The sequence below is a fragment of the Flagellimonas aequoris genome, from assembly GCF_003584165.1.
In the GTDB taxonomy this organism is placed as follows: domain Bacteria; phylum Bacteroidota; class Bacteroidia; order Flavobacteriales; family Flavobacteriaceae; genus Flagellimonas; species Flagellimonas aequoris.
Genome location: NZ_QXFJ01000009.1, coordinates 12,240 through 30,766 on the forward strand (window position 1 = coordinate 12,240; position 18,527 = coordinate 30,766).

The window sequence follows — 18,527 nt, forward strand, 5'->3', positions numbered from 1 at the left end:
AATCGGTGCTCCCCTTTTTTTCAAGCATTTTATGGCTCTTCTTTGAGCATCCATTCCTTTTTTGGTTGGTCCTTTAGATAATGGCCTATCCATGCATTGATGCGACCACTGAGATCTTTTCGCTTTTCCATGTTCCGGATAGCATGTTTTTCCCCGGGATAGACCAAAAGCACATGGTCCTTTTTCAAACGCCTTAATGCCAAATAGAGTTCCACGCTCTGTGTCCAATGTACATTGCGATCATCCTTCCCGACCCATCCCAGCAATGGCGTATTGATGGAATGAGCTTGGTAAACCGGTGAGTTCTCGATAAAACCTTGAAAATTTCCCACAAAACTATTGCCCATTCGTAATTGATGGTGCTCGTACCGCCAAGCCTCCCCAAGACCCCATGCCTTGCCAATGGAAAGGTAACTACTGACCAGATCGGTAATCGCAACCCCCGCAATAGCTGTTGCAAAAATGTCCGTTTGGGAAATGATATAGGTGGTCTCAAAACCACCGAAGGATGCCCCATACAATCCAATCCTTTCAGGGTCGGCCAGACCCATATCAACCACCTTATTGACAGCAGAGACCACACAATCCAACGCACTCTCCCCAGGCTTGCCGATCTCGTACCGGATATCCGGGTAGAGCACCAAATACCCATTGGAGGCAAGGGCCGAAGTATTCATTATTTGATACTCCGATGGGGGCACTGCCTCATTCAATCTATACTGTTGCTCCTCATAGATGTGCACCATCATGGGGTATCTTTTCCCTGGTTCATAACCCGAAGGATACACCAATACCCCTTCAATTTCTTCACCCTCCTTGTTCTTATAACCGATCAATGAAGACCTGCCCCATTCATAGTCCGATTGAAAGGTATTGGGGTCAACCAAGATCTTGGGGTCTTGGCCCATTTTTAAGTGAACCAGTCGGGTCGGCTCTTCAAAAGTTTCTTCCAGATAAATATAATCGTGGGTATCCTTTGCCTTTTTCAATCCATATATCCGCTTTGGTTTGTAAACCAAGGTCTGCAGGCCCTTTTTCTTGTTCCAAAAAAAATAACCGGAACCTAGGTCGTCCCCCGATCCTTTCAAGACCAAACCCCTACTGCCATCAAAGTTACCATCCATAAAGTTGGAAAAATAATGTGTGGTGCCAAGTTCCAGGGCGGCGTCCCTATAAATCCGATATTGTATGCTTTTTTCCTTTCCCTTGGTCAGCCGTTTGTGTCGTTTGCCATCAGGCGAAATCTGCCAAATGTCATATCGGTCATAGACCAAAATCATGTTCCCTTTCTTGTCCCATCCGGGACTGCCGTAGGGCACTTCATCCTCCTCCCGCCCATAGTCCAAAAAAGACCATTCCGATTTCAGGTTTTCGGTGAGGTTGACATGGACTCCCTTTTTAACATGGTACACCCACCAATCCCCGTTCTTGAAATACTTGAGGTAGCTCCCGTCCTCCGACATGCCCACATACTTGCCCCAATAGGGCAGCTTTTCTTGCAACAGACGCTGTTTTCCCGTGGCCAGTTCCTTTAGGTAAAAGTCCTTATCGGCATCCCGCTTGAATTGAGGCTCATTGTCCCACGGATTATATATCAGGGCATGATCAAACTTTGGGGTGGGAATCGCATAGGGATGCCCTGATGTGGACAGTTGCAGCGTTTTTTGGGTCTTGGGCCACCATGCCCAAACACGAACCTCATCAGGGAACAGGCCCAATAGCTGCCTTCGGGGATAAATCAATGGATCCTGGGCGTGCCAGAGTTCCACCATTTCGCCATCGGTTGGTCCTTTGGAGTCCAAGGAACCTTTTTGGGGCTCCAGTCCAAATAAAACCTTGGAATCGTCGGGGGCGACCAACAAACGGTAATCGGCCACTTTTAATCCCCATTTATCAAAAGAACCCTCTCCATCCAACCGGAACCAATTCATTGAGGAACCAATGATATGGAAATAAAGTCCCAGGCCATCTTTGGTTTCACCATCCTTCTGAAGGAAAGCGATACTGTTGCCGGAAGGACCCCACACCAATCGTTGGAAGGGAAATCTGGATTCCCGTAATTCAACGGGTTCCCATTCACCGGGTCCCAAATCCAAAAGTTGAAGTGCATATGTCCCTTTTTCCCTTGTGATATAAAGGAGCTTGTCTCCCTTAGGGGAAATAAGATGGGAATCCACTTCCTTTAGATCAAATGTCCTTTCCGTTTTCAGGGACCTGAATTCAAGATCATATCCGCTTTTTTCTGCTCCCATTTTTTTTATCAGGAGCCCCGTACCATTCAATACCATTTCATGGCCCAATATGGGGCCAATGTCCTTTACATCCCCATTGCCGAGATTCTGTAATCGCAATGACCCTTCCTTGGATATGACCGCTTTATCGCCATCGGCCGTGAATTCCAATTGTCCCCCGCCCGGATGGACATACTGGGTATCTCCTTCCGTAGATTGGATAAAAAGGGTATCCTGCCCATAATCGTACTGCTTTGTGTAGGAGACCCATTGGCCATTATCGGAAATTTGGTGCAGGAAAAGGGTGCTCCACCGATGGTAGTCCTTTGGGGTCAGGGACTTTTTCGAGGTTACCTGCCCCCATAAGGGGCAGGTGGCTAACATCAATAAAATAAATGAAAACAAAACCTCTCGGTTTACCTTTGGTTCCCTTTCTCCGTTTCCTGGAATAAGAGTCAATATTCCCTTGTTTTGATCTGTTCTAATAACCATCGTTCTGGGGGTTTAGGTTCGGGTTGGCCAAAAGCTCGGATTGTGGTATGGGGAACAGCAGATGGTACTCCTGCCAGTTCGGTTTTAACGGTCCAAGTACCTCCCCTGCTTTTTGAAAGCGTTTCAGATCGAACCAACGATGGCCGAACTCCGTAAAGAGCTCATATCTTCTTTCCTGAACAAGGGCAGCCTCCACACCCATCCTGTCGAGACTTTCCAGATCCGAAAGGCCTGCACGGCCACGGATCTTGTTCAGGTCCGCTATGGCCCCATCAAAATCTCCCAATTGCATCCTGGCCTCTGCCCTGATCAAATAAAGTTCCCCCAATCGCAATACCACCGAGTGCTCCACGGAGCTTCCAGTAGGTGCATTGGCCTTGTACTTGTAGGGATGGTACCAAACCGTGGTACCATTCGTTATGCCCCTGGTCCAATGAACGACCCGTTGGTCTCCGGGAGCGAACCCGTCCATAAAGGATCGGGTAAGGGCACCTTGGTTGATAGGGGGTCCCGATTCAAATATATAGGTCTGGGCCTCCAGGGTATTTCCTTCGGACGATACTGGTTTCAACTGCCATAAGGTTCCCTTGCTCCCTTTCAAAAAAACCTCGTCCAGGTCTTCCTCCCATAAATAAAGATCTGTCTTGTCCAGTACATCATCTGAAAGGGTCAGTGCCGTGTCCCAATCACCAGAATATAGGGCCGCCCTGGCCAAAAAGCCCACGGCCGCATATCGGTTCACCCTGACCCTATCCGGCGTCACATAAGATTCAGGGAGCAGATCGATGGCCCTTTCCAGATCCGACACCAATAGTTCGTAAATCTCGGAACTTCCCAATTTACTGATCTGGGCATTCTCACGATAGTCCGTTCTGGTCACGTAGGGTATGTCCCCGAAAAGTTGGGACAGGTAAAAATGGATAAAACCCCTCAGAAAAAGGGCTTCTCCCTGTAGTTGTTCCCTATCCAATTCGGTAAGCGCAGTGTTATCTTCCAAGCCTTCCAAAATGGAATTACAGGCATAGATAAGGTTGTAACTATTGTTCCATAACGTAGCCAGCTCCGGTTCCGTGGCCAATACGGAATGGATATTAAAATTGTAGATGGTTCCAATGCCGTCACCATAATGATCCAGCTCATCCGCGTAATGTCCCAAAAGATTTCCAATGCCCCGGGAACCGCCAGTGATCAAGGTCTGACTTCGCAGTCCTGCGTAAATGTTCGCCAAGGCTGCCGTGGCCGTGGCCCTATCGGTAAATACGGCCCCATCCGTCAATTGGGAGGGTGGCAGGTCCGTTTCCACAAAATCCGTGCAGCCCGATATCAGCAATGACCACACCAAAAGATAAAGGTGATATATTGTTCGTTTTATTTTCATCTGAATGCTATTTTGAGTTAGAAAGTAAGTTGTGTGCCCAATGTGATCTGCCGTAGCGGGGGCAACCGCCCCACCCCGATGAATTCGGGATCGCCCCACTTATAGGAGGTCCATGTCCAAAGGTTCTGCCCCTGGAGGTAGACCCTGCAGTCCATGCCCTTGGTCAACTTGGAGGGAATCCTATAACTGATCGAGGCTGTTTTCAATCGGACAAAGGAACCATCGGACACAGCCTTGTTACTGCTACTGTATCGGTAAAAGGCAGATATGGCATCTGCATTATTGCCCGTGGTATACCGTTGTAACGTCGCTCTTTCTCCTACCTCCTGCCATCGATCCAGAACATCCACGGGTCTATTGTTCATCGAACCGGGGAAACCACCATTGTAGAGATAGTTCCATTGTTGCTGCTTGGTGAACTGGAAAAGAAAATCCAATTCAAATCGGCCAATGCCGATATTGTTCGCCAAACCCCCATAAAGATCAGGATCCATATCCACTGTCCATTGTTGGTCGTTGGGCGATGAAATAACACCGTCCCCGTCATTGTCCCTGAATTGATAGACTCCCGTAGTGGGGTCCACACCAGTACTGAAATACAGTTTACGTATCCCAAGGGATTTTCCCACCACAAGACTATTGGCGTAGGTAGAGGCCTCCAGTCCCGGAAAAGAAATCAATTTGTTCTCGGGAAGACTCAGGTTCAGGGAGAGCTGCCACTTTACCCTTGGGGTATGTACCAAACGGGAAGTGACTTCCATCTCCACCCCCTTGTTCTGGACAATGGCATCCAAATTGGCCTGGAGACTGGTGAATCCCGTAGTTCCAGGCATGGGAATGCCCACCAATTGATTGGAGGATCGGTTGCGATAATAATTGCCCGCCAACAGGATACGGTCCTTCCATAGACCGAGTTCCAGACCGACCTCCAATTTATCATTGCGTTCCCATCCAAAATCGGGATTGAACAGACGGGTAGGCTGTAGGACACTGACCCCATCATAATTGGTGCCCCCCAAACTATAGGTCTCCCAAAATTGATAGTCCCCGATCTGATCGTTACCCGTGGTGCCGTAGCTTCCCCTCAATTTACCATAGCTGATCACAGGAAGGGCCTCTTTTATAAAATTCTCCTCCGAGAACAGCCAAGCGGCTCCAACGGCCCCAAAGTTGGCAAACTGGTTTCCTGGACCAAACCGGGAGGAACCGTCCCGTCTGGCCGTTAGGTTAAGGATATATTTTTGTAGATAGTTCAGGTTGATCCTGCCAAAAATGGCCTGGTACCTGTACTCCATCCCAGAATCCAAATTGACGTTCAGGGTGGTGGCCGCTGATATGTCCCCAAGGAGTTCGTTGCTTGGAAACCCTTGTGCATAAAGTCCCAATTGATGCTGGTCTTGCTGTTGGAAAGTACTTCCCAACAATACATCCAATTGTAATGGCCCCATACTTCCTTGCCATTGCAATTGGGGTTCCACGATCCATGAGCTACGGGACGATGTTCCCCTGTATATCGATGAATATCTGCTATCGGCACCAAAGGCGGGATTATATCTTGTCGAGGGCAGTACCCTGTTGTCATCCATCCTTGCATCAGTGTACCCCAAGTTCAACTTGGCAGTGACTCCTTTGAGGACAGTATAGGAGGCGGTCCCATTTGTGGTCAGGGTCTTGGAATTGGAGGAAAAACGGCTCTCCAGATCGGCAAGCGGATTGTTCCAAGTATTGTAGGCCCAGTTCAGTTCCCCATCGTCATCATAAAGGGCAGGGGCATTGGGTGCCAAGCTTCTTGAAATACGGGTAAGATCTGCTGCGGGGAGATTGTTGTGGTCGACAACGTAGTTTCCAGAGAAGTGGAGTTTGAAACGTCCATCCTCGGAACTATGGTCCAGATTCAACAATACACTTCCCTTTTGATATCCTGATTCACCGGGAAATACGGTATTCTCCTTTTGGTAAGTCCCGCTCATCAGATAACGGGTACCATTGCTGCCACCGGATACGGATGCCTGTGCCATGGTCCTGTTCACGGTTCCCCCGATCAGTTCCTTTTGCCAATCGGTGTACCGGTCCTGATCCCAAGTCCCGTTCACATCATAAGCATTGGCGGGGTAGTCCCCAATGCCATCATTGGCAAAGGCCTCCCTTCTCATCTCCAAGTACTGTGGTGTGCTCAACAGGTCCATGAACCGGGTGACCCTGCCCAGACTGGTATTAAGGTGGATATTAAGCTCCGCCTTGCCCGACCGACCCTTCTTTGTGGTGATCAGCACCACCCCGTTGGCGCCTCGGGATCCATAAATGGCGGTGGCATCGGCATCCTTCAGCACCTCGATCTTTTCTATATCCGTGGGATTGATACCGTTGAGCGGGCTAATGGTCCCTCCAAGGATGCCCGAGGTCTGGGAGTAATTGATGGGATCCGAGGCAAAGGGCACCCCATCCACAATATAGAGCGGGTCGTTTCCTGCACCGATACTGTTCCGTCCCCTGATCTGTATGTCGAACCCTGCCCCTGGCAGGCCCGAGGTCTGGATGACGCTTACCCCTGGCATCCGTCCCTGTAGGGCGGCCAGTGGATTGGAGACAGGCTGTTTTTCGAATTCGGAAGCCGTTACCTTGCTGATGTTCCCCGTACGTTCCTTTTCAGTAACGGTATAGTAGCCCGCATTGAGCACCACTTCCCCCAACTGGGTCACATCCTCCTTCAGCATGACAGCAATTTCGTCCCTACCCGAAATGGGCACGGAAAGTGTCTTGAAGCCGACCATGGAAAAGACCAATACATCGGTAGGAGAAGCTTGAATGGAAAAGGAACCGTCCAAACCGGATATGGTCCCGATATGCTTGGACTCCACCATAAGGTTCACCCCGGCCAGGGGGTTCCCCGAAGTATCGGTCACAGTGCCGGAAACGGTGGACTGTGGTGGTTCCAAGCTATGGCCCGCCTGCATTTTGTGTGCTAAAAAGGGCACTAAAAAGATATATAGTAGCAGGAACCATGACGTCCTGCAAAAGCATTTTGGTGATTTCTTCATTGTGTTGAGTTCGTTTGATTAAAGTGTTGGTTTGTATTCCACTGTCCAAAAAGTCAGCATAAAGCCGTAACTCCCAGAGGGACATCAAGGTCCGGACATAGGCCATCCCGCCCAAGTACAAAATGCAGTTGGAAATAGGGTTCCTTAATGAATAATGACTATGATCTCGCGATATGGCCGGTTGTCCAAAAAGTGTAATCGTAGATTATGGGACAAAGAGTTATCGTGGGCCGGAAAAAATCTATCGTGTATCCCATAAATATAGCCTTAGGGATTAAATGGGACTCTTTGGTTTGATTGGGTATAAACGTTCAGCAACCGAAGGCCCATCGGAAAAGAAGCCAATGCCATGGATGATGGTTGTGCAAAATAAAAAACTCGTTTTCATATCGATTAATTGAAAACGAGTCTCTTTTAGTATATAGAGCCCTAAAACTATAGCAGGGCCCTATCAACCGCACCGCAAGGTTCCGACGCCTATCAGAAACGGAATTACGATAGGGCCCTCGGTGCTATAGCGGTACGAATGTACACAAAATATCACCTCGGGCATTAACCTACCGTCTCGCTCTGATTTACAAATTGTCGGAATTCGCAGTCGAGACTCTTTTGTTAACACCTGATTTTCGAATCTATTCAAGATATAGTTTGTTATATATCAATTATAAATAGATTTTCACATACAATATTAGTAAAAATATTTTATTTTTTCTTATAATTATTATATATATTCTGATTTATATCACATATAATGTGATATTTGATTGATTGTGAACAGCATAGAGTGATCTTAGATTCAATTTTAAGAAATCAATCATGCTATTATGGTTAAAAAAACAGATAAATCAGAAGAAAAAAACTCAGCCAAGTTCGAGAAAAGAGTAAATCCATATACTCTGCTAGAATCTCTTAGAAATCTTAAGTCTCGCTTTGCGACCGGGGATGTGCAATCTATGAAAGAGGTTTCCGGTGCCTATGCTACTGGAATGCCTTTTGCGTTGGGCATAAGCTATGAAACAATGATTAATCGCTATCACGATCCTAGGAAGTTAACACTGGAAGATATACTGAACACTGCTGACATTACAAGTACAGAATATGAAACAGTAATGAATGTTGCGGTACGGGAGGCTATAAAGAACCACACCAAAAGGGATATTTCAAAACTTTTACCAAAAGATGAGGGAAACCATTAAAGAACATCCCTTAGACCTAAATCTATATTAAAACCTACAAAAGATATTGTCCAAATTTCCAGAAACATGGCAGGCTTCAAACGGTTATTTAATCGATTTTTTTGAATGCTCCAATTACTCGAGAATTCTAATCTAAAATTCTTATAATTCCGTTCGCACTCACCATTAAACTTTCCTTAAGAACAAGATTACGACACCCAAAATCTCAAATTATTTTGTGGTATTCTTGATAGTGGCAATTTCTTTAGGGCACACAAGTCCCAATAATAAATCTTTCCCATGAGGAGCATATACAAAAGAAAAAGAGGCGTTATGCCACTTTTATATAAGGGCAAAATACAATTGGTAACAAAGCGCAGTAAAAAATTGGTCCCGTAACCAAAAATTAAAGATTTGCAGCTCCCCAACAGACGGGTTACCATTCTTTACTCCTGATTTGACCTTAAGGGTGGGTTCATCCAAAATATGGTTTCCTTTTCCCCAGAAACCGCTTTGCTACTGAAAATCGGTTTATCGTCCGGCATAAACTCTCCGTTAAAGGGAACCATTTTTCCCTTGTTGATGTTCTGCACAAAGAATTCCCTGTATTGTTCATAATCCTTCGTGTGGACCGCGTTGATAAGCTCCCCTTGCAAATTGCGAACATCCTTCAACTCAATTTCAAGCAACTTATTGAGGGAATCTCCCCGAGTATCCATTTCTTTCAGGGTGGTGACCATATCCTTCAACTCATCTTCATCCATCCGTGGATATAGCAGTACCGAATTTCCTTCTTTTTCCATCAACCTAAAGCTTAACCTCTTCCCCTTGTATCTTATATTATAGGTCCTCTGTTCCAACGCAGATCTGGTCTCTGGCTCCGTGTTGAAATTCACCGCCAGACATTTTCTGTTGATGTCCATGACCACATCTTCCACAATAAAAGCAGGTGGTAACCGCAGCTCAAATGTGTTGTGGAAGGAAATATAGTTCAAGTACATTTGGTCATCCTTTTTTCTGTACTCCAAAACCACTTCAAAAATCAATTGGTTGCCCATAAACTGGTTTCCTTTTTTCTCGGTCTCCCTTGTCACGTTCTTGTTGAACAGTGCATATTCCATTTTATAAATGGAAAAATCGAATTGGGACACATATAGTTTGCCTGTTGCAAGATTATCCTGGCAGTTCCGTTTAAACTCGATCACATATAAGGGTTCCCCATCAAAATTTATGGGATCCATCTTGGAGAAGGTATGATGGGGGATGAAATCGATTTGCAACACGTTCACAAAATCATAGGAATCCACCAGATAGTTTCTGATGGCATCATGGACCCTTAGAATGGTGAACTCGTTCCCTCCATAGGGTTTTAAAAAGGCCTTCTCTATCATTTTTTGGCCCGTTCGGTAATCATAGCTTTGGCGGGCAAGGGTATCCACTTTAAAAGTCTTGTTGATTCGTTGGTCGTACATCTGGACCTTTGTAGCGGTTCTATCCATACTGTGGAAACCAGGGTCAAAAACCTCCAATATGGCCTCGTTGAGGTTGATGTAGTTTCCTTCATCCACTTGATAGTCCCGATAATATCCCACCAACGAAAAGGGTGCGTTTGGATAGTTTTTCGGAATGTTCTCTATTGCCTTTTTTACAATTTCTTGGGCCCCATAACGTTTGGTACGTTTTCCAATGACCACGGTCTCATCCAAGTTGAAGATTTCCTCTTTCACCGAAATGATGTTCACTTGATCCACATTCAGGTCGGACAGCTTTACTTCCAAGGTCCTGTACCCCAAACAGGAAATTTCGAGGACATCGCCCAAATCCAAATATTCATCCGGAACAACAAAACTGCCATCTGCATTGGTGATGACCCCTACCGATTTTCCTTTAAGCCTTACCGTGGCAAAAACAACAGGTTCCCTTGTTGCCTCATCAACGAGCTTCCCTGTGATGAAATTTTTCTCTTGGGAAAAGAGCCCTAATGGCGCATACAGCATTAAGACAAGAAGGATAAGTTTTTTTAGATTCATAATTCATTTTATGATTTTGCCAATTCCAGTGCTTTTTCCAACACCTCATCCCTGCCATCCCTCAACCCTTGAATAGTGGGACGTACCTCCACGTCGACTTTTACCCCTTTACGCTGTGTCTCGGTACTATCAGGATAAAAAATGCCAATACCCGATATGGTGGTTTTTATTCCGCCTCCCAATTCCAATGTGGAAACATTCCCATCGGCACCCGCTGTTTGACTGCCAACCGTTATCACATTGTTTGAAGTTTGCAATGCCATCGTCGTAAACTCGGCATGGCTCTGGGTAATTTCGTTCACCAAAAGGATGATCTTCCCTGCATAGTACTCATTGTTTTTTGGATTTCCACATTGCATTCCTTCACGCCATTTAAATCTTCCGGGATAGTCAAGATCAGGTTGTATCACCTTGAAAAAATCCCTTTTTTCGGGAACTAGGTAAGATGCAATAAGGTACAAGGTTCCTTTGGGATAATTTCTAATATCAAAAATAATGGCCTTGGTATTCAGAAGCTCTTCCATCATTTCCGCAACATCATCATGGGTTAATTTACCCATATCCACATAACCCAAATTTCCATTCAACACTTTCCATTTATCTGGCTGTTTTGGCAAAATATCACTGACCACATAATTTTGAACATCAACGTTCATCACTTCCCCATCCCTTTGAAAGGTTATTTTTTTGGTGGATGGTTCCGTGGAGCGGATGATTTCATATCCCAAATTTCTAAACTTACTGGCTGGATTGGACCCCCATACAAAATCCATATGGTTTTGGATCATATTTTCGACGGTCACATCATCCACGGCAAGAATAACATCGCCTCTTTTTATTGGCGATTGTTGGGCCAAAGAATCATTATAAAAACCCCTTACCACCAATTGTTCATCAATAAATTGGGTTTTCATGTTTGGGTAATAGTAATTGTTTTGCGAAGCAGTGAATCCGCCATGGGCATCATCTATTTTAACAATCATTTGTAATAAGGCATCATGGAAATCCTGCTCAGAACGGGCAGTTTCTAATTTTGCAATGGTTTCCAACAACACCGTGTCCCACGGCTGATCCGTTTGGTATTTATAGGGAAAGAAGTATTCCACATAATTCCAATATTTGAAAGCAATCAACAACCTCATATCTGGATTGGACCAATCCAGATTCTTATATTCCGGCTCATTTTTTAAAGCAATATTGCCCACTTGTTTGTAGGGAGCATATACATAGTGTTGCTTCCCTTGAAATCTGTTTTGCTCAATAAACTTAAGTTTATCCGAGAGTTGAGAAGTAAAAGTATCCGGGTTGTTAAACCAAGAGAGATCGAAGTTCTTATCAAAATATGTTTCATCGCTATTCTTGTCACACTTTTTACATGGGGGGACTTCTCCAAGTCCGGCAATCCAATTCAAATAGATTTCTGATAATGCCTCCTTACTATCGGCTGACTTTACCTTGGGTAATATTTCTAAGAGTTGGTTGTCCCAATCAAATTTTCCATCGGCCACCTGAGGATGGTAGTATTTTAGAAAGCCCCAAATTTTTGCAGTCGAGGCCAATTTTTCGGTTTCAGAAATCTGTTGGGGTTTGGCGATTCCTTGAAATGTCAACAATAAAAATAAGAACAGTAAGTGTTTAGACATGTTGGATGGATTAGTGGTTCGGATTAAATATAACCATCTTTATTACAGCCGATTAAACACCTATTCAACTTTAAGAACAATTAACGAAATCTTATGGAACTTTAAGTTTCCATTAATACTTCGTCCCTACATCAGAAGATTACATATCTGTTAGTATAGAAGCATCCCACAAACGTTATAAAAAACATAAAACCCAGCAAAATTGGGATTTACGGGCCATTTGCCCTATCTTTGCAGCGATGAAAATCAAACTCCACGAGAGAAAAAATAGCAGGATCCTTAGTTTTGAATATCTGGTTTTTCGTAACCAACCGGACAAATTCATCCCACCTACCCTTTGACCAACTGCCCTTTTCGGGTACCCTTGCGATGTAAAACATCCACGATTTTTGTGGCGGTTGAACAGCGTCGCCCCCATTGTCACCAGTAACTAAAATCCAAAAATCGCTATCGTACAACAAAAGATCATGGTAATCAAGACCTATGATGCCTATACACGGCTCTCCACCATGGAGGCCAATCGGTTCACCAACTTCCTTTTTGAGCACCAAGAGGGAAAAAAAGCCACCAAAACGGCCATAAGAAAAGCCATCCAATATTCCACCAAGGACATACCGGGCTTGGGCGGTTATGTGTTCTCCATGGAAGAAAAGGAAGAAATCCTGGGACTGGCCGTGGTAAACAAAACAGGCATGGGCGATTACATCCCGGAAAACTTTTTGGTGTTCTTCGTGGTGCACCGTAACCATAGGGACCAAGGCATTGAACAAAAATTGCTGGAGTACACCCTTCAGTATTGCAAAGGGGATGTGGCCATCCATATCACTGGCGAGAACCAGTGTCCCAACAAACAGTTTTTTGAAGAATATGGGTTCAACGAGACCCACACGGAAATGAGATTGAACAGATAAACATACATATGCTAAAAATTGAAGTAAAACCTGGAGAAAGTATCGAAAGAGCCCTCAAGCGCTACAAAAGAAAATATAGGAATACAAAGCGCTTGGAGCAAATTCGGGACCGTCAGGAATACACCAAAAAATCAGTGGAAAAAAGAAAAACAAAGAAAAAAGCTCAATACAAGGAAAAATACCTGAGGGATCAGGAAAACAGTTAAACACAAACCTATTATCAACAACAACAAAATGAAACTTTCAAGGATTAAAAGGGAAACCAAATATGAAAAACGCTACAGCGTTAAAATGGGCGAACTGACCACCCAGGTCACGTACATCAAAAGGTACATCCTAGGGCTACCCGTACGCACTTTGCACAAGTACCGCGAAACCTATTATGGAAAAGTGAAAGACTGCAAGGACTGCAAAATAACCGCATAAACGTTTTAAAAACCTTTTAGCAAAAAACAATGAAAGTATTAGTCATTGGCGCAGGTAACATGGGGCTTACCTATGCCACAGGTATGTCCAAATCCAAACTGCTGAAAAAGCGGAATATTATGGTTTTGGACAAATCAAAAGAGAAAATGGAAGAAGTGGGCAAGATTGCCCATTTTGATGCAATGGAACGTTTGGAAGACTGTGTCCCCAAGGCGGACATTATCTTTTTGGCCGTAAAACCCTATCATGCCGAAGACCTTTTCAAACGCATGAAACATTTGGTAAACCCGGAACAATTGTTCATTTCCATCATGGCCGGGGTGACCATCAAATTTATCCAAGAAGCATTGGGCATCCAAAAAGTGGTAAGGGCCATGCCCAATCTGCCCGCCCAAGTGGGCAAGGGACTCACCAGCTATGTTTCCGCGGAGGAAGTATCCCGTTTGGAACTCTTTATGGTGGAAGGCCTTTTGGATACCACAGGGAAATCCCTTCGGGTAAAGAGCGAGAAATATATTGATGCCTCTACCGGCATCTCCGGCAGTGGACCCGCTTATGTGTTCTATTTTATGCAGAGCATGATGGAAGCCGCCCTTCAAATGGGATTCTCGGAAAACGTATCCAAAGTACTGGTGAGCCAGACCTTTACCGGGGCCGTGGAGCTGTTCAACCAGAACAACCTTACCCCCGACTCATGGATGGAGCGTGTGGCCTCCAAAGGAGGAACCACCCGTGCCGCTTTGGATTCCATGCAGGACAACAACGTGAACGAACTGATCAAGGAAGCTGCTTTTGCAGCCTTTAACCGTGCCGTGGAACTCGGCGAAGAATACTAAAACATGTACAAAGAACTCGTGGTCATCAAAGTGGGAACGAACGTGATGACCAATAAGGACAATAGAATAGTTCGACCCGTGCTCAATGGTTTGGTTCAACAAATTGCCGAATTGTATGAGCGCGATATCATGACCATTTTAGTCTCCTCTGGATCGGTAATCGCCGGTAAGGAGGTCTTGGGCAAGGCCAAGATCAAGGACAAGACCCAGCGTAGGCAGGTGTATTCGGCCATTGGGCAACCAAGGATGATGCGCCATTATTACAACATCTTTAGTGATTATGGGATGAAATGCGCCCAAGTGCTCCCCACCAAAAGGGATTTTAACCCCGGGGTACACCGCGACAACATGATCAGTTGTATCGAAGGGTTGCTGTCCGAAGGTGTAGTGCCCATTGCCAATGAGGATGATGCCGTTTCCGTGGCCATGTCCATGTTTTCGGACAATGACGAACTGGCCACTTTATTGGCCCAGTTGATGAATGCAGACAAACTCATCTTGATGACGGACATTGATGGTCTGTATGATGGTCATCCAGAGAAGGAAGATTCCAAGGTGATTGAAAAAGTCCAGCCCAAGGAAGACCTCGACAAATACATCGAGAAAGGAAACAAGGCCGAAGGCGAAGGCCGTGGTGGCATGGGCTCCAAATTGAACTATGCCCAAATAGCCGCGGCGAACAACATCCCGTCCTATATCGTGAACGGGAAAAAGGAAAATGTAATCATAGATATTGTAGAAGGAAAAAAAGTGGGAACCGAAGTTTCCCTTTAAAATGATAGCAATGAAGTTATTAAATACAGCACTTAAGAACAACGTTTTACAAGATATGGAACAAATCCTGGATCAAAACCGGGAAGCATTGCTCCAAGCCAACCAAAAGGATCTGGATGCCTTTGACCGCGACGACCAAGCCCTTTATGACCGTTTGGTGGTCAATCAGAAAAAGATAGACCAAATGATACAAGCCGTAAGGGAGGTTAGGCTGCAGGAAGATCCTGTCAACAAAGAAATCTCGACAAGGGAATTGGACAACGGCTTAAAGATCATCAACAAGACGGCTCCCTTCGGGACCATCATGATCATTTACGAATCCCGGCCCGACGTAACCATTGAAGCTGCCGTGTTGGCCTTTAAGGCCAACAACAAGATTTTGTTGAAGGGTGGTAAGGAGGCGTATCACAGTAATAAGGCATTGGTGAAATTTTGGCATCAAGCCTTGGCTAAAAACGATTTACCGTCAGACTTTATCCAATTCATGGAAATGGACCGAACCCAGACCCAGGCCTTTTTGAAAAACCCCGACCAACAACTCGATTTGATTGTGCCCCGCGGTGGGGAACGGCTCATCAATTTTGTTAAGGAGCATGCCAAATGCGCTGTTTTGGTCAGTGGTCGCGGGAACAATTTCCTCTTCGTCCATAAAGAGGTGGATTGGCAAAAGAGTTTGGAAGTCATCCTGAATGCCAAGACCCATAAAATTTCGGCCTGCAATGCGCTGGACAAAATTTTGATAGATACGCGAATTGAAGATTACGAAGGAAAACTCAACGAACTAAGACAGATCCTTGTAGAGAATGGGGTTTCCATTCTAGTGGATGAAAAGGTGAAGAAAACCTTGAAGAATGAAGAAGTCATTTCCGATGAGTCCATCTGGAAAGAAGAATTCTTGGCCATGAAGTGTGTTATCGGTGCCATGGACAATTTGGATATGGCCATACAAAAAATCAATAAAAATTCGGGTGGACATTCGGCGACTATCATGACACAGAACAACAGTGTGGCCCAAACCTTTATGGAAAATGTGGACTGTGCGGCCGTATACCAGAATGCATCGACCCGGTTTACCGATGGCGGGCAAATGGGAGTCGGGGCCGAGCTGGCCATCAGTACGGACAAACTGCACCACAGGGGACCACTGGGTTTAAAGCAGCTGGTCACGAACAAATACTATGTATTTGGGGATGGGCAGATAAGGGTCTAGTATGGATCACATAGCATATAAAAGGAGGCCAAAAGCCTCCTTTTTTGTTTAAAAACTGAATTGTGGTTCATTTCAATCATATAAAAGATGCTTGTCTTATTGGCAATTTTCCTATCTTTTACTGGGCATTTTTTAAGAAAATATCTAGATTTATTATTCAAAACAAATAAAGTATGGGAAAATTTGAAATCAAAACAGATAAATCTGGTCAGTTCAGGTTTAATTTGAAGGCCGGCAATGGTCAGGTTATTTTGAGCAGCGAAGCATATACCACCAAATCTGCCTGCGAAAACGGTATCGAATCGGTAAAAAAGAACTCTCAGGACGACGGTAAGTTTGAGAGAAAGACTGCAAAGGACGGAAGCCCTTATTTCAATCTTAAGGCATCCAATGGCCAAGTTATCGGGGCCAGTGAAATGTACTCCAGTACCGCAGCCATGGAAAATGGTATCGCTTCGGTTAAAAAGAATGCCCCTGATGCTTCGGTAGAGGATATTTCCGCTTAACCCAAAAACAAAAAACTCAACTAAACAGCCTAACAAGGCTGTTTTTTTATGCCCAAACTTTGCTTCCCATTGGAAATTTGTTCAAATTTCCAAAAAAGGGTAAGGCCACATAACCAAATGGCCCAATCATTGGTTCAAAAGGGCCATGCACCGACCAACCACTTTACATGCCATTCTTTGACTTTATGGTTGCTTAATAACGCGTCAAAGTCCATTGAAAAAACATGACCTTATCGATGCCATGAAACGACTCTAGTCCTTTTTGTTGATGAGCCCCTTGGTGAACTCGTTTAAGGTTTCCACCTTTTCCTCAAAATTGCCTTTGAGCGTCTTACGGTATTCATTAAGGTTTTGGACCAGGTCATCAATATTATCAGGAATCACATCCTCAAAGAACTGACGTAATCTTTTGGCCGTGGTGGGGGATTTTCCATTGGTGGAAATGGCCATTTTCACATTGCCCTTCGTCACAATGCCTCCCATATAAAAATCACAAAAGGGTGGATTGTCCGCCACATTCACCAAGATGCTACGCTCCTTGCAATCATGATATACCTCTTCATTTACTTTGGGATTATCGGTACAGGCAATCACCAAGTGTTTCCCCTCCAAATATTCCTTTTGATATGCAGCTTGTACCAATTCAAGGGTATATTTTTGGGCCAGTTCCTCGGTATCTTTCAAAAATTCCTTGGCTACCATCTGCACCTGGGCATTGGGACTGGACTTCAACAAAAAGGTCAGCTTTTCCAGACCAACATTGCCCCCCCCCACAATCAATACGTTGAGCTGGGATACTTTTAAGAAGATGGGATAGAGTTCATTCCGTTCCATAAAACCTTTCAATTCATTCTTACTGGAACCTTGGTTCTGGTTTCAATGATAAAGATACTGACAATTTACGTAGGCTTATTTGAAGGAAGCAGTGTAACTGCTAGAAAGTTGGTTCCTCCAGTTGTTTTTTGGCCGTTTTAAATTCATACCGAATAAACAATTCGTGCGATCCTCCGGTATAGCTGGCCAAATTGGATGATGTGAGATCGTACGCATATCCGGCACTCAGGTTTGGATTAATCTGCATCCCCAACAAGGTGGCAAACGAATCGTCCCAACGATAGGCCAGTCCAAAGGTGAAGGTTTCCTTGAGCAAGGCATTGACCGAAATATCGGCGATCATCGGAGCACCGGGCACCCATTTTACAAAGAAGGCGGGTTTCAACTTTACTTCCGGTGTAAGATCCACAACCTTCCCCCCTATCACATAATAATGTAACCGCTCCGCGGCGATTTCCTGTTCCTGGCCATCATAGTGCTTTTGGGAGAAAAAATTGGGCACGGCAAAACCTAGGTAGCCTTTGCCCGAATTATAATAGATCCCTGCACCGATGGTAGGGAAAAATTTGCTTTTGATATTATCCTGAAAAGCCACATCGGCATCCTCCGTCAATCCTTTGGAGAAATCCACATCGAAGATGCGCCCTCCCACTTTCAATCCGAAGGATAGCTGTCTATTGGTACTGTCCAATTGAATGGTATAGGATACATTTCCATCCAAAAAAGTCTCCGAAGAAGGCCCAAGGGCATCATGGGCCAAAATACCACCAACCCCAATTTTGTTCTCCAAGGGAGTGTCCACAGAAAGTACCTGGGTATTTGGGGAACCATTGATACCTACCCATTGGGAACGGTGCATGAGCAAAGCGGTCAAGTGGCCATTGGAGCCTGCAAAAGCAGGGTTCACACTCATGGTATTGTACATATACTGGGTAAATTGGGGATCTTGCTGGGCCGAAACCGAACACATCCACACCATAAGGACGGGCAAACAAAGCTGCCTTACTATTTTCACCGTATGTTTCATCGTAAAAAATATCATC

15 protein-coding genes are annotated in these 18,527 nt (G+C 44.9%); 8 read left to right on the forward strand and 7 right to left on the reverse strand.

The window, feature by feature from the left end; translation table 11 throughout:
• Positions 1 to 29: 29 nt before the first annotated feature.
• From D2U88_RS02835 to D2U88_RS02845, 3 genes are read right to left on the reverse strand one after another with little or no spacing between them, the layout of a single operon-like run.
• Entirely contained in the window at positions 30 to 2,723 is a 2,694-nt protein-coding gene (locus tag D2U88_RS02835; RefSeq protein ID WP_119638793.1) for a S9 family peptidase, read from the reverse strand.
• Positions 2,713 to 4,101, reverse strand: coding sequence for a RagB/SusD family nutrient uptake outer membrane protein (locus D2U88_RS02840; RefSeq protein ID WP_119638794.1), 1,389 nt, complete (start codon positions 4,099 to 4,101; stop codon positions 2,713 to 2,715). The genes D2U88_RS02835 and D2U88_RS02840 overlap by 11 nt, the downstream gene beginning before the upstream one ends.
• Positions 4,102 to 4,118: 17 nt before the next feature.
• Complete coding sequence (locus D2U88_RS02845) at positions 4,119 to 7,076, reverse strand: SusC/RagA family TonB-linked outer membrane protein (protein WP_235855706.1); 2,958 nt, start codon at positions 7,074 to 7,076, stop codon at positions 4,119 to 4,121.
• A gap of 887 nt (positions 7,077 to 7,963) precedes the next feature.
• Between D2U88_RS02845 and D2U88_RS02855 the strand changes: the two genes are divergently transcribed.
• Positions 7,964 to 8,335 (forward strand): hypothetical protein, encoded by a 372-nt coding sequence (locus tag D2U88_RS02855; RefSeq protein WP_119638797.1) that lies wholly within the window; start codon positions 7,964 to 7,966, stop codon positions 8,333 to 8,335.
• A gap of 425 nt (positions 8,336 to 8,760) precedes the next feature.
• On the opposite strand, the gene D2U88_RS02860 is transcribed toward D2U88_RS02855, so the two are convergent.
• Both D2U88_RS02860 and D2U88_RS02865 read right to left on the reverse strand, forming a co-directional pair.
• Entirely contained in the window at positions 8,761 to 10,344 is a 1,584-nt protein-coding gene (locus D2U88_RS02860) for a carboxypeptidase-like regulatory domain-containing protein (RefSeq protein ID WP_119638798.1), read from the reverse strand.
• A gap of 8 nt (positions 10,345 to 10,352) precedes the next feature.
• Positions 10,353 to 11,987 carry a S41 family peptidase gene (locus D2U88_RS02865; protein WP_119638799.1) on the reverse strand — a complete coding sequence of 545 codons (1,635 nt, stop codon included), beginning with the start codon at positions 11,985 to 11,987 and terminating at the stop codon, positions 10,353 to 10,355.
• 467 nt (positions 11,988 to 12,454) lie between these two features.
• Between D2U88_RS02865 and D2U88_RS02875 the strand changes: the two genes are divergently transcribed.
• The 7 genes from D2U88_RS02875 (at position 12,455) to D2U88_RS02905 (ending at position 16,650) form a co-directional block, all read left to right on the forward strand.
• Positions 12,455 to 12,898: a GNAT family N-acetyltransferase gene (locus D2U88_RS02875; RefSeq protein WP_119638801.1), complete on the forward strand. Its 444-nt coding sequence runs from the start codon at positions 12,455 to 12,457 to the stop codon at positions 12,896 to 12,898.
• A gap of 8 nt (positions 12,899 to 12,906) precedes the next feature.
• Positions 12,907 to 13,104, forward strand: a complete 198-nt coding sequence (gene rpsU / locus D2U88_RS02880) for a 30S ribosomal protein S21 (protein WP_119638802.1) — start codon at positions 12,907 to 12,909, stop codon at positions 13,102 to 13,104.
• A 28-nt stretch (positions 13,105 to 13,132) separates the two neighbouring features.
• Complete coding sequence (locus D2U88_RS02885) at positions 13,133 to 13,324, forward strand: hypothetical protein (protein ID WP_119638803.1); 192 nt, start codon at positions 13,133 to 13,135, stop codon at positions 13,322 to 13,324.
• 29 nt (positions 13,325 to 13,353) lie between these two features.
• The gene (gene proC, locus D2U88_RS02890) at positions 13,354 to 14,160 is read left to right on the forward strand and encodes a pyrroline-5-carboxylate reductase (RefSeq protein ID WP_119638804.1); all 807 of its coding nucleotides are present in this window, start codon (positions 13,354 to 13,356) and stop codon (positions 14,158 to 14,160) included.
• A gap of 3 nt (positions 14,161 to 14,163) precedes the next feature.
• A complete protein-coding gene (gene proB, locus D2U88_RS02895; protein ID WP_119638805.1) occupies positions 14,164 to 14,934 on the forward strand; it encodes a glutamate 5-kinase in 771 nt (256 codons plus the stop codon).
• Positions 14,935 to 14,944: 10 nt separating this feature from the next.
• Positions 14,945 to 16,144 carry a glutamate-5-semialdehyde dehydrogenase gene (locus D2U88_RS02900; RefSeq protein ID WP_119639015.1) on the forward strand — a complete coding sequence of 400 codons (1,200 nt, stop codon included), beginning with the start codon at positions 14,945 to 14,947 and terminating at the stop codon, positions 16,142 to 16,144.
• A gap of 173 nt (positions 16,145 to 16,317) precedes the next feature.
• On the forward strand, positions 16,318 to 16,650 hold the full coding sequence (locus D2U88_RS02905) for a YegP family protein (RefSeq protein WP_119638806.1): 333 nt from the start codon (positions 16,318 to 16,320) through the stop codon (positions 16,648 to 16,650).
• Between the two features lie 252 nt (positions 16,651 to 16,902).
• Here D2U88_RS02905 and D2U88_RS02910 read toward each other — a convergent pair whose 3' ends face one another.
• A complete protein-coding gene (locus tag D2U88_RS02910; RefSeq protein WP_119639016.1) occupies positions 16,903 to 17,484 on the reverse strand; it encodes a precorrin-2 dehydrogenase/sirohydrochlorin ferrochelatase family protein in 582 nt (193 codons plus the stop codon).
• Positions 17,485 to 17,584: 100 nt separating this feature from the next.
• Complete coding sequence (locus tag D2U88_RS02915; protein ID WP_119639017.1) at positions 17,585 to 18,526, reverse strand: PorP/SprF family type IX secretion system membrane protein; 942 nt, start codon at positions 18,524 to 18,526, stop codon at positions 17,585 to 17,587.
• Between the last annotated feature and the right edge of the window lies 1 nt (position 18,527).

Excerpts from the sequence above, each read along its gene's own strand:
- D2U88_RS02835 (WP_119638793.1), bottom strand. The coding sequence starts at position 2,723 with ATGGTTATTAGAACAGATCAAAACAAGGGAATATTGACTCTTATTCCA.
- D2U88_RS02840 (WP_119638794.1), bottom strand. The coding sequence starts at position 4,101 with ATGAAAATAAAACGAACAATATATCACCTTTATCTTTTGGTGTGGTCA.
- D2U88_RS02855 (WP_119638797.1), top strand. The coding sequence starts at position 7,964 with ATGGTTAAAAAAACAGATAAATCAGAAGAAAAAAACTCAGCCAAGTTC.
- D2U88_RS02860 (WP_119638798.1), bottom strand. The coding sequence starts at position 10,344 with ATGAATCTAAAAAAACTTATCCTTCTTGTCTTAATGCTGTATGCGCCA.
- D2U88_RS02865 (WP_119638799.1), bottom strand. The coding sequence starts at position 11,987 with ATGTCTAAACACTTACTGTTCTTATTTTTATTGTTGACATTTCAAGGA.
- D2U88_RS02875 (WP_119638801.1), top strand. The coding sequence starts at position 12,455 with ATGGTAATCAAGACCTATGATGCCTATACACGGCTCTCCACCATGGAG.
- rpsU (WP_119638802.1), top strand. The coding sequence starts at position 12,907 with ATGCTAAAAATTGAAGTAAAACCTGGAGAAAGTATCGAAAGAGCCCTC.
- D2U88_RS02885 (WP_119638803.1), top strand. The coding sequence starts at position 13,133 with ATGAAACTTTCAAGGATTAAAAGGGAAACCAAATATGAAAAACGCTAC.
- proC (WP_119638804.1), top strand. The coding sequence starts at position 13,354 with ATGAAAGTATTAGTCATTGGCGCAGGTAACATGGGGCTTACCTATGCC.
- proB (WP_119638805.1), top strand. The coding sequence starts at position 14,164 with ATGTACAAAGAACTCGTGGTCATCAAAGTGGGAACGAACGTGATGACC.
- D2U88_RS02900 (WP_119639015.1), top strand. The coding sequence starts at position 14,945 with ATGAAGTTATTAAATACAGCACTTAAGAACAACGTTTTACAAGATATG.
- D2U88_RS02905 (WP_119638806.1), top strand. The coding sequence starts at position 16,318 with ATGGGAAAATTTGAAATCAAAACAGATAAATCTGGTCAGTTCAGGTTT.
- D2U88_RS02910 (WP_119639016.1), bottom strand. The coding sequence starts at position 17,484 with ATGGAACGGAATGAACTCTATCCCATCTTCTTAAAAGTATCCCAGCTC.
- D2U88_RS02915 (WP_119639017.1), bottom strand. The coding sequence starts at position 18,526 with ATGATATTTTTTACGATGAAACATACGGTGAAAATAGTAAGGCAGCTT.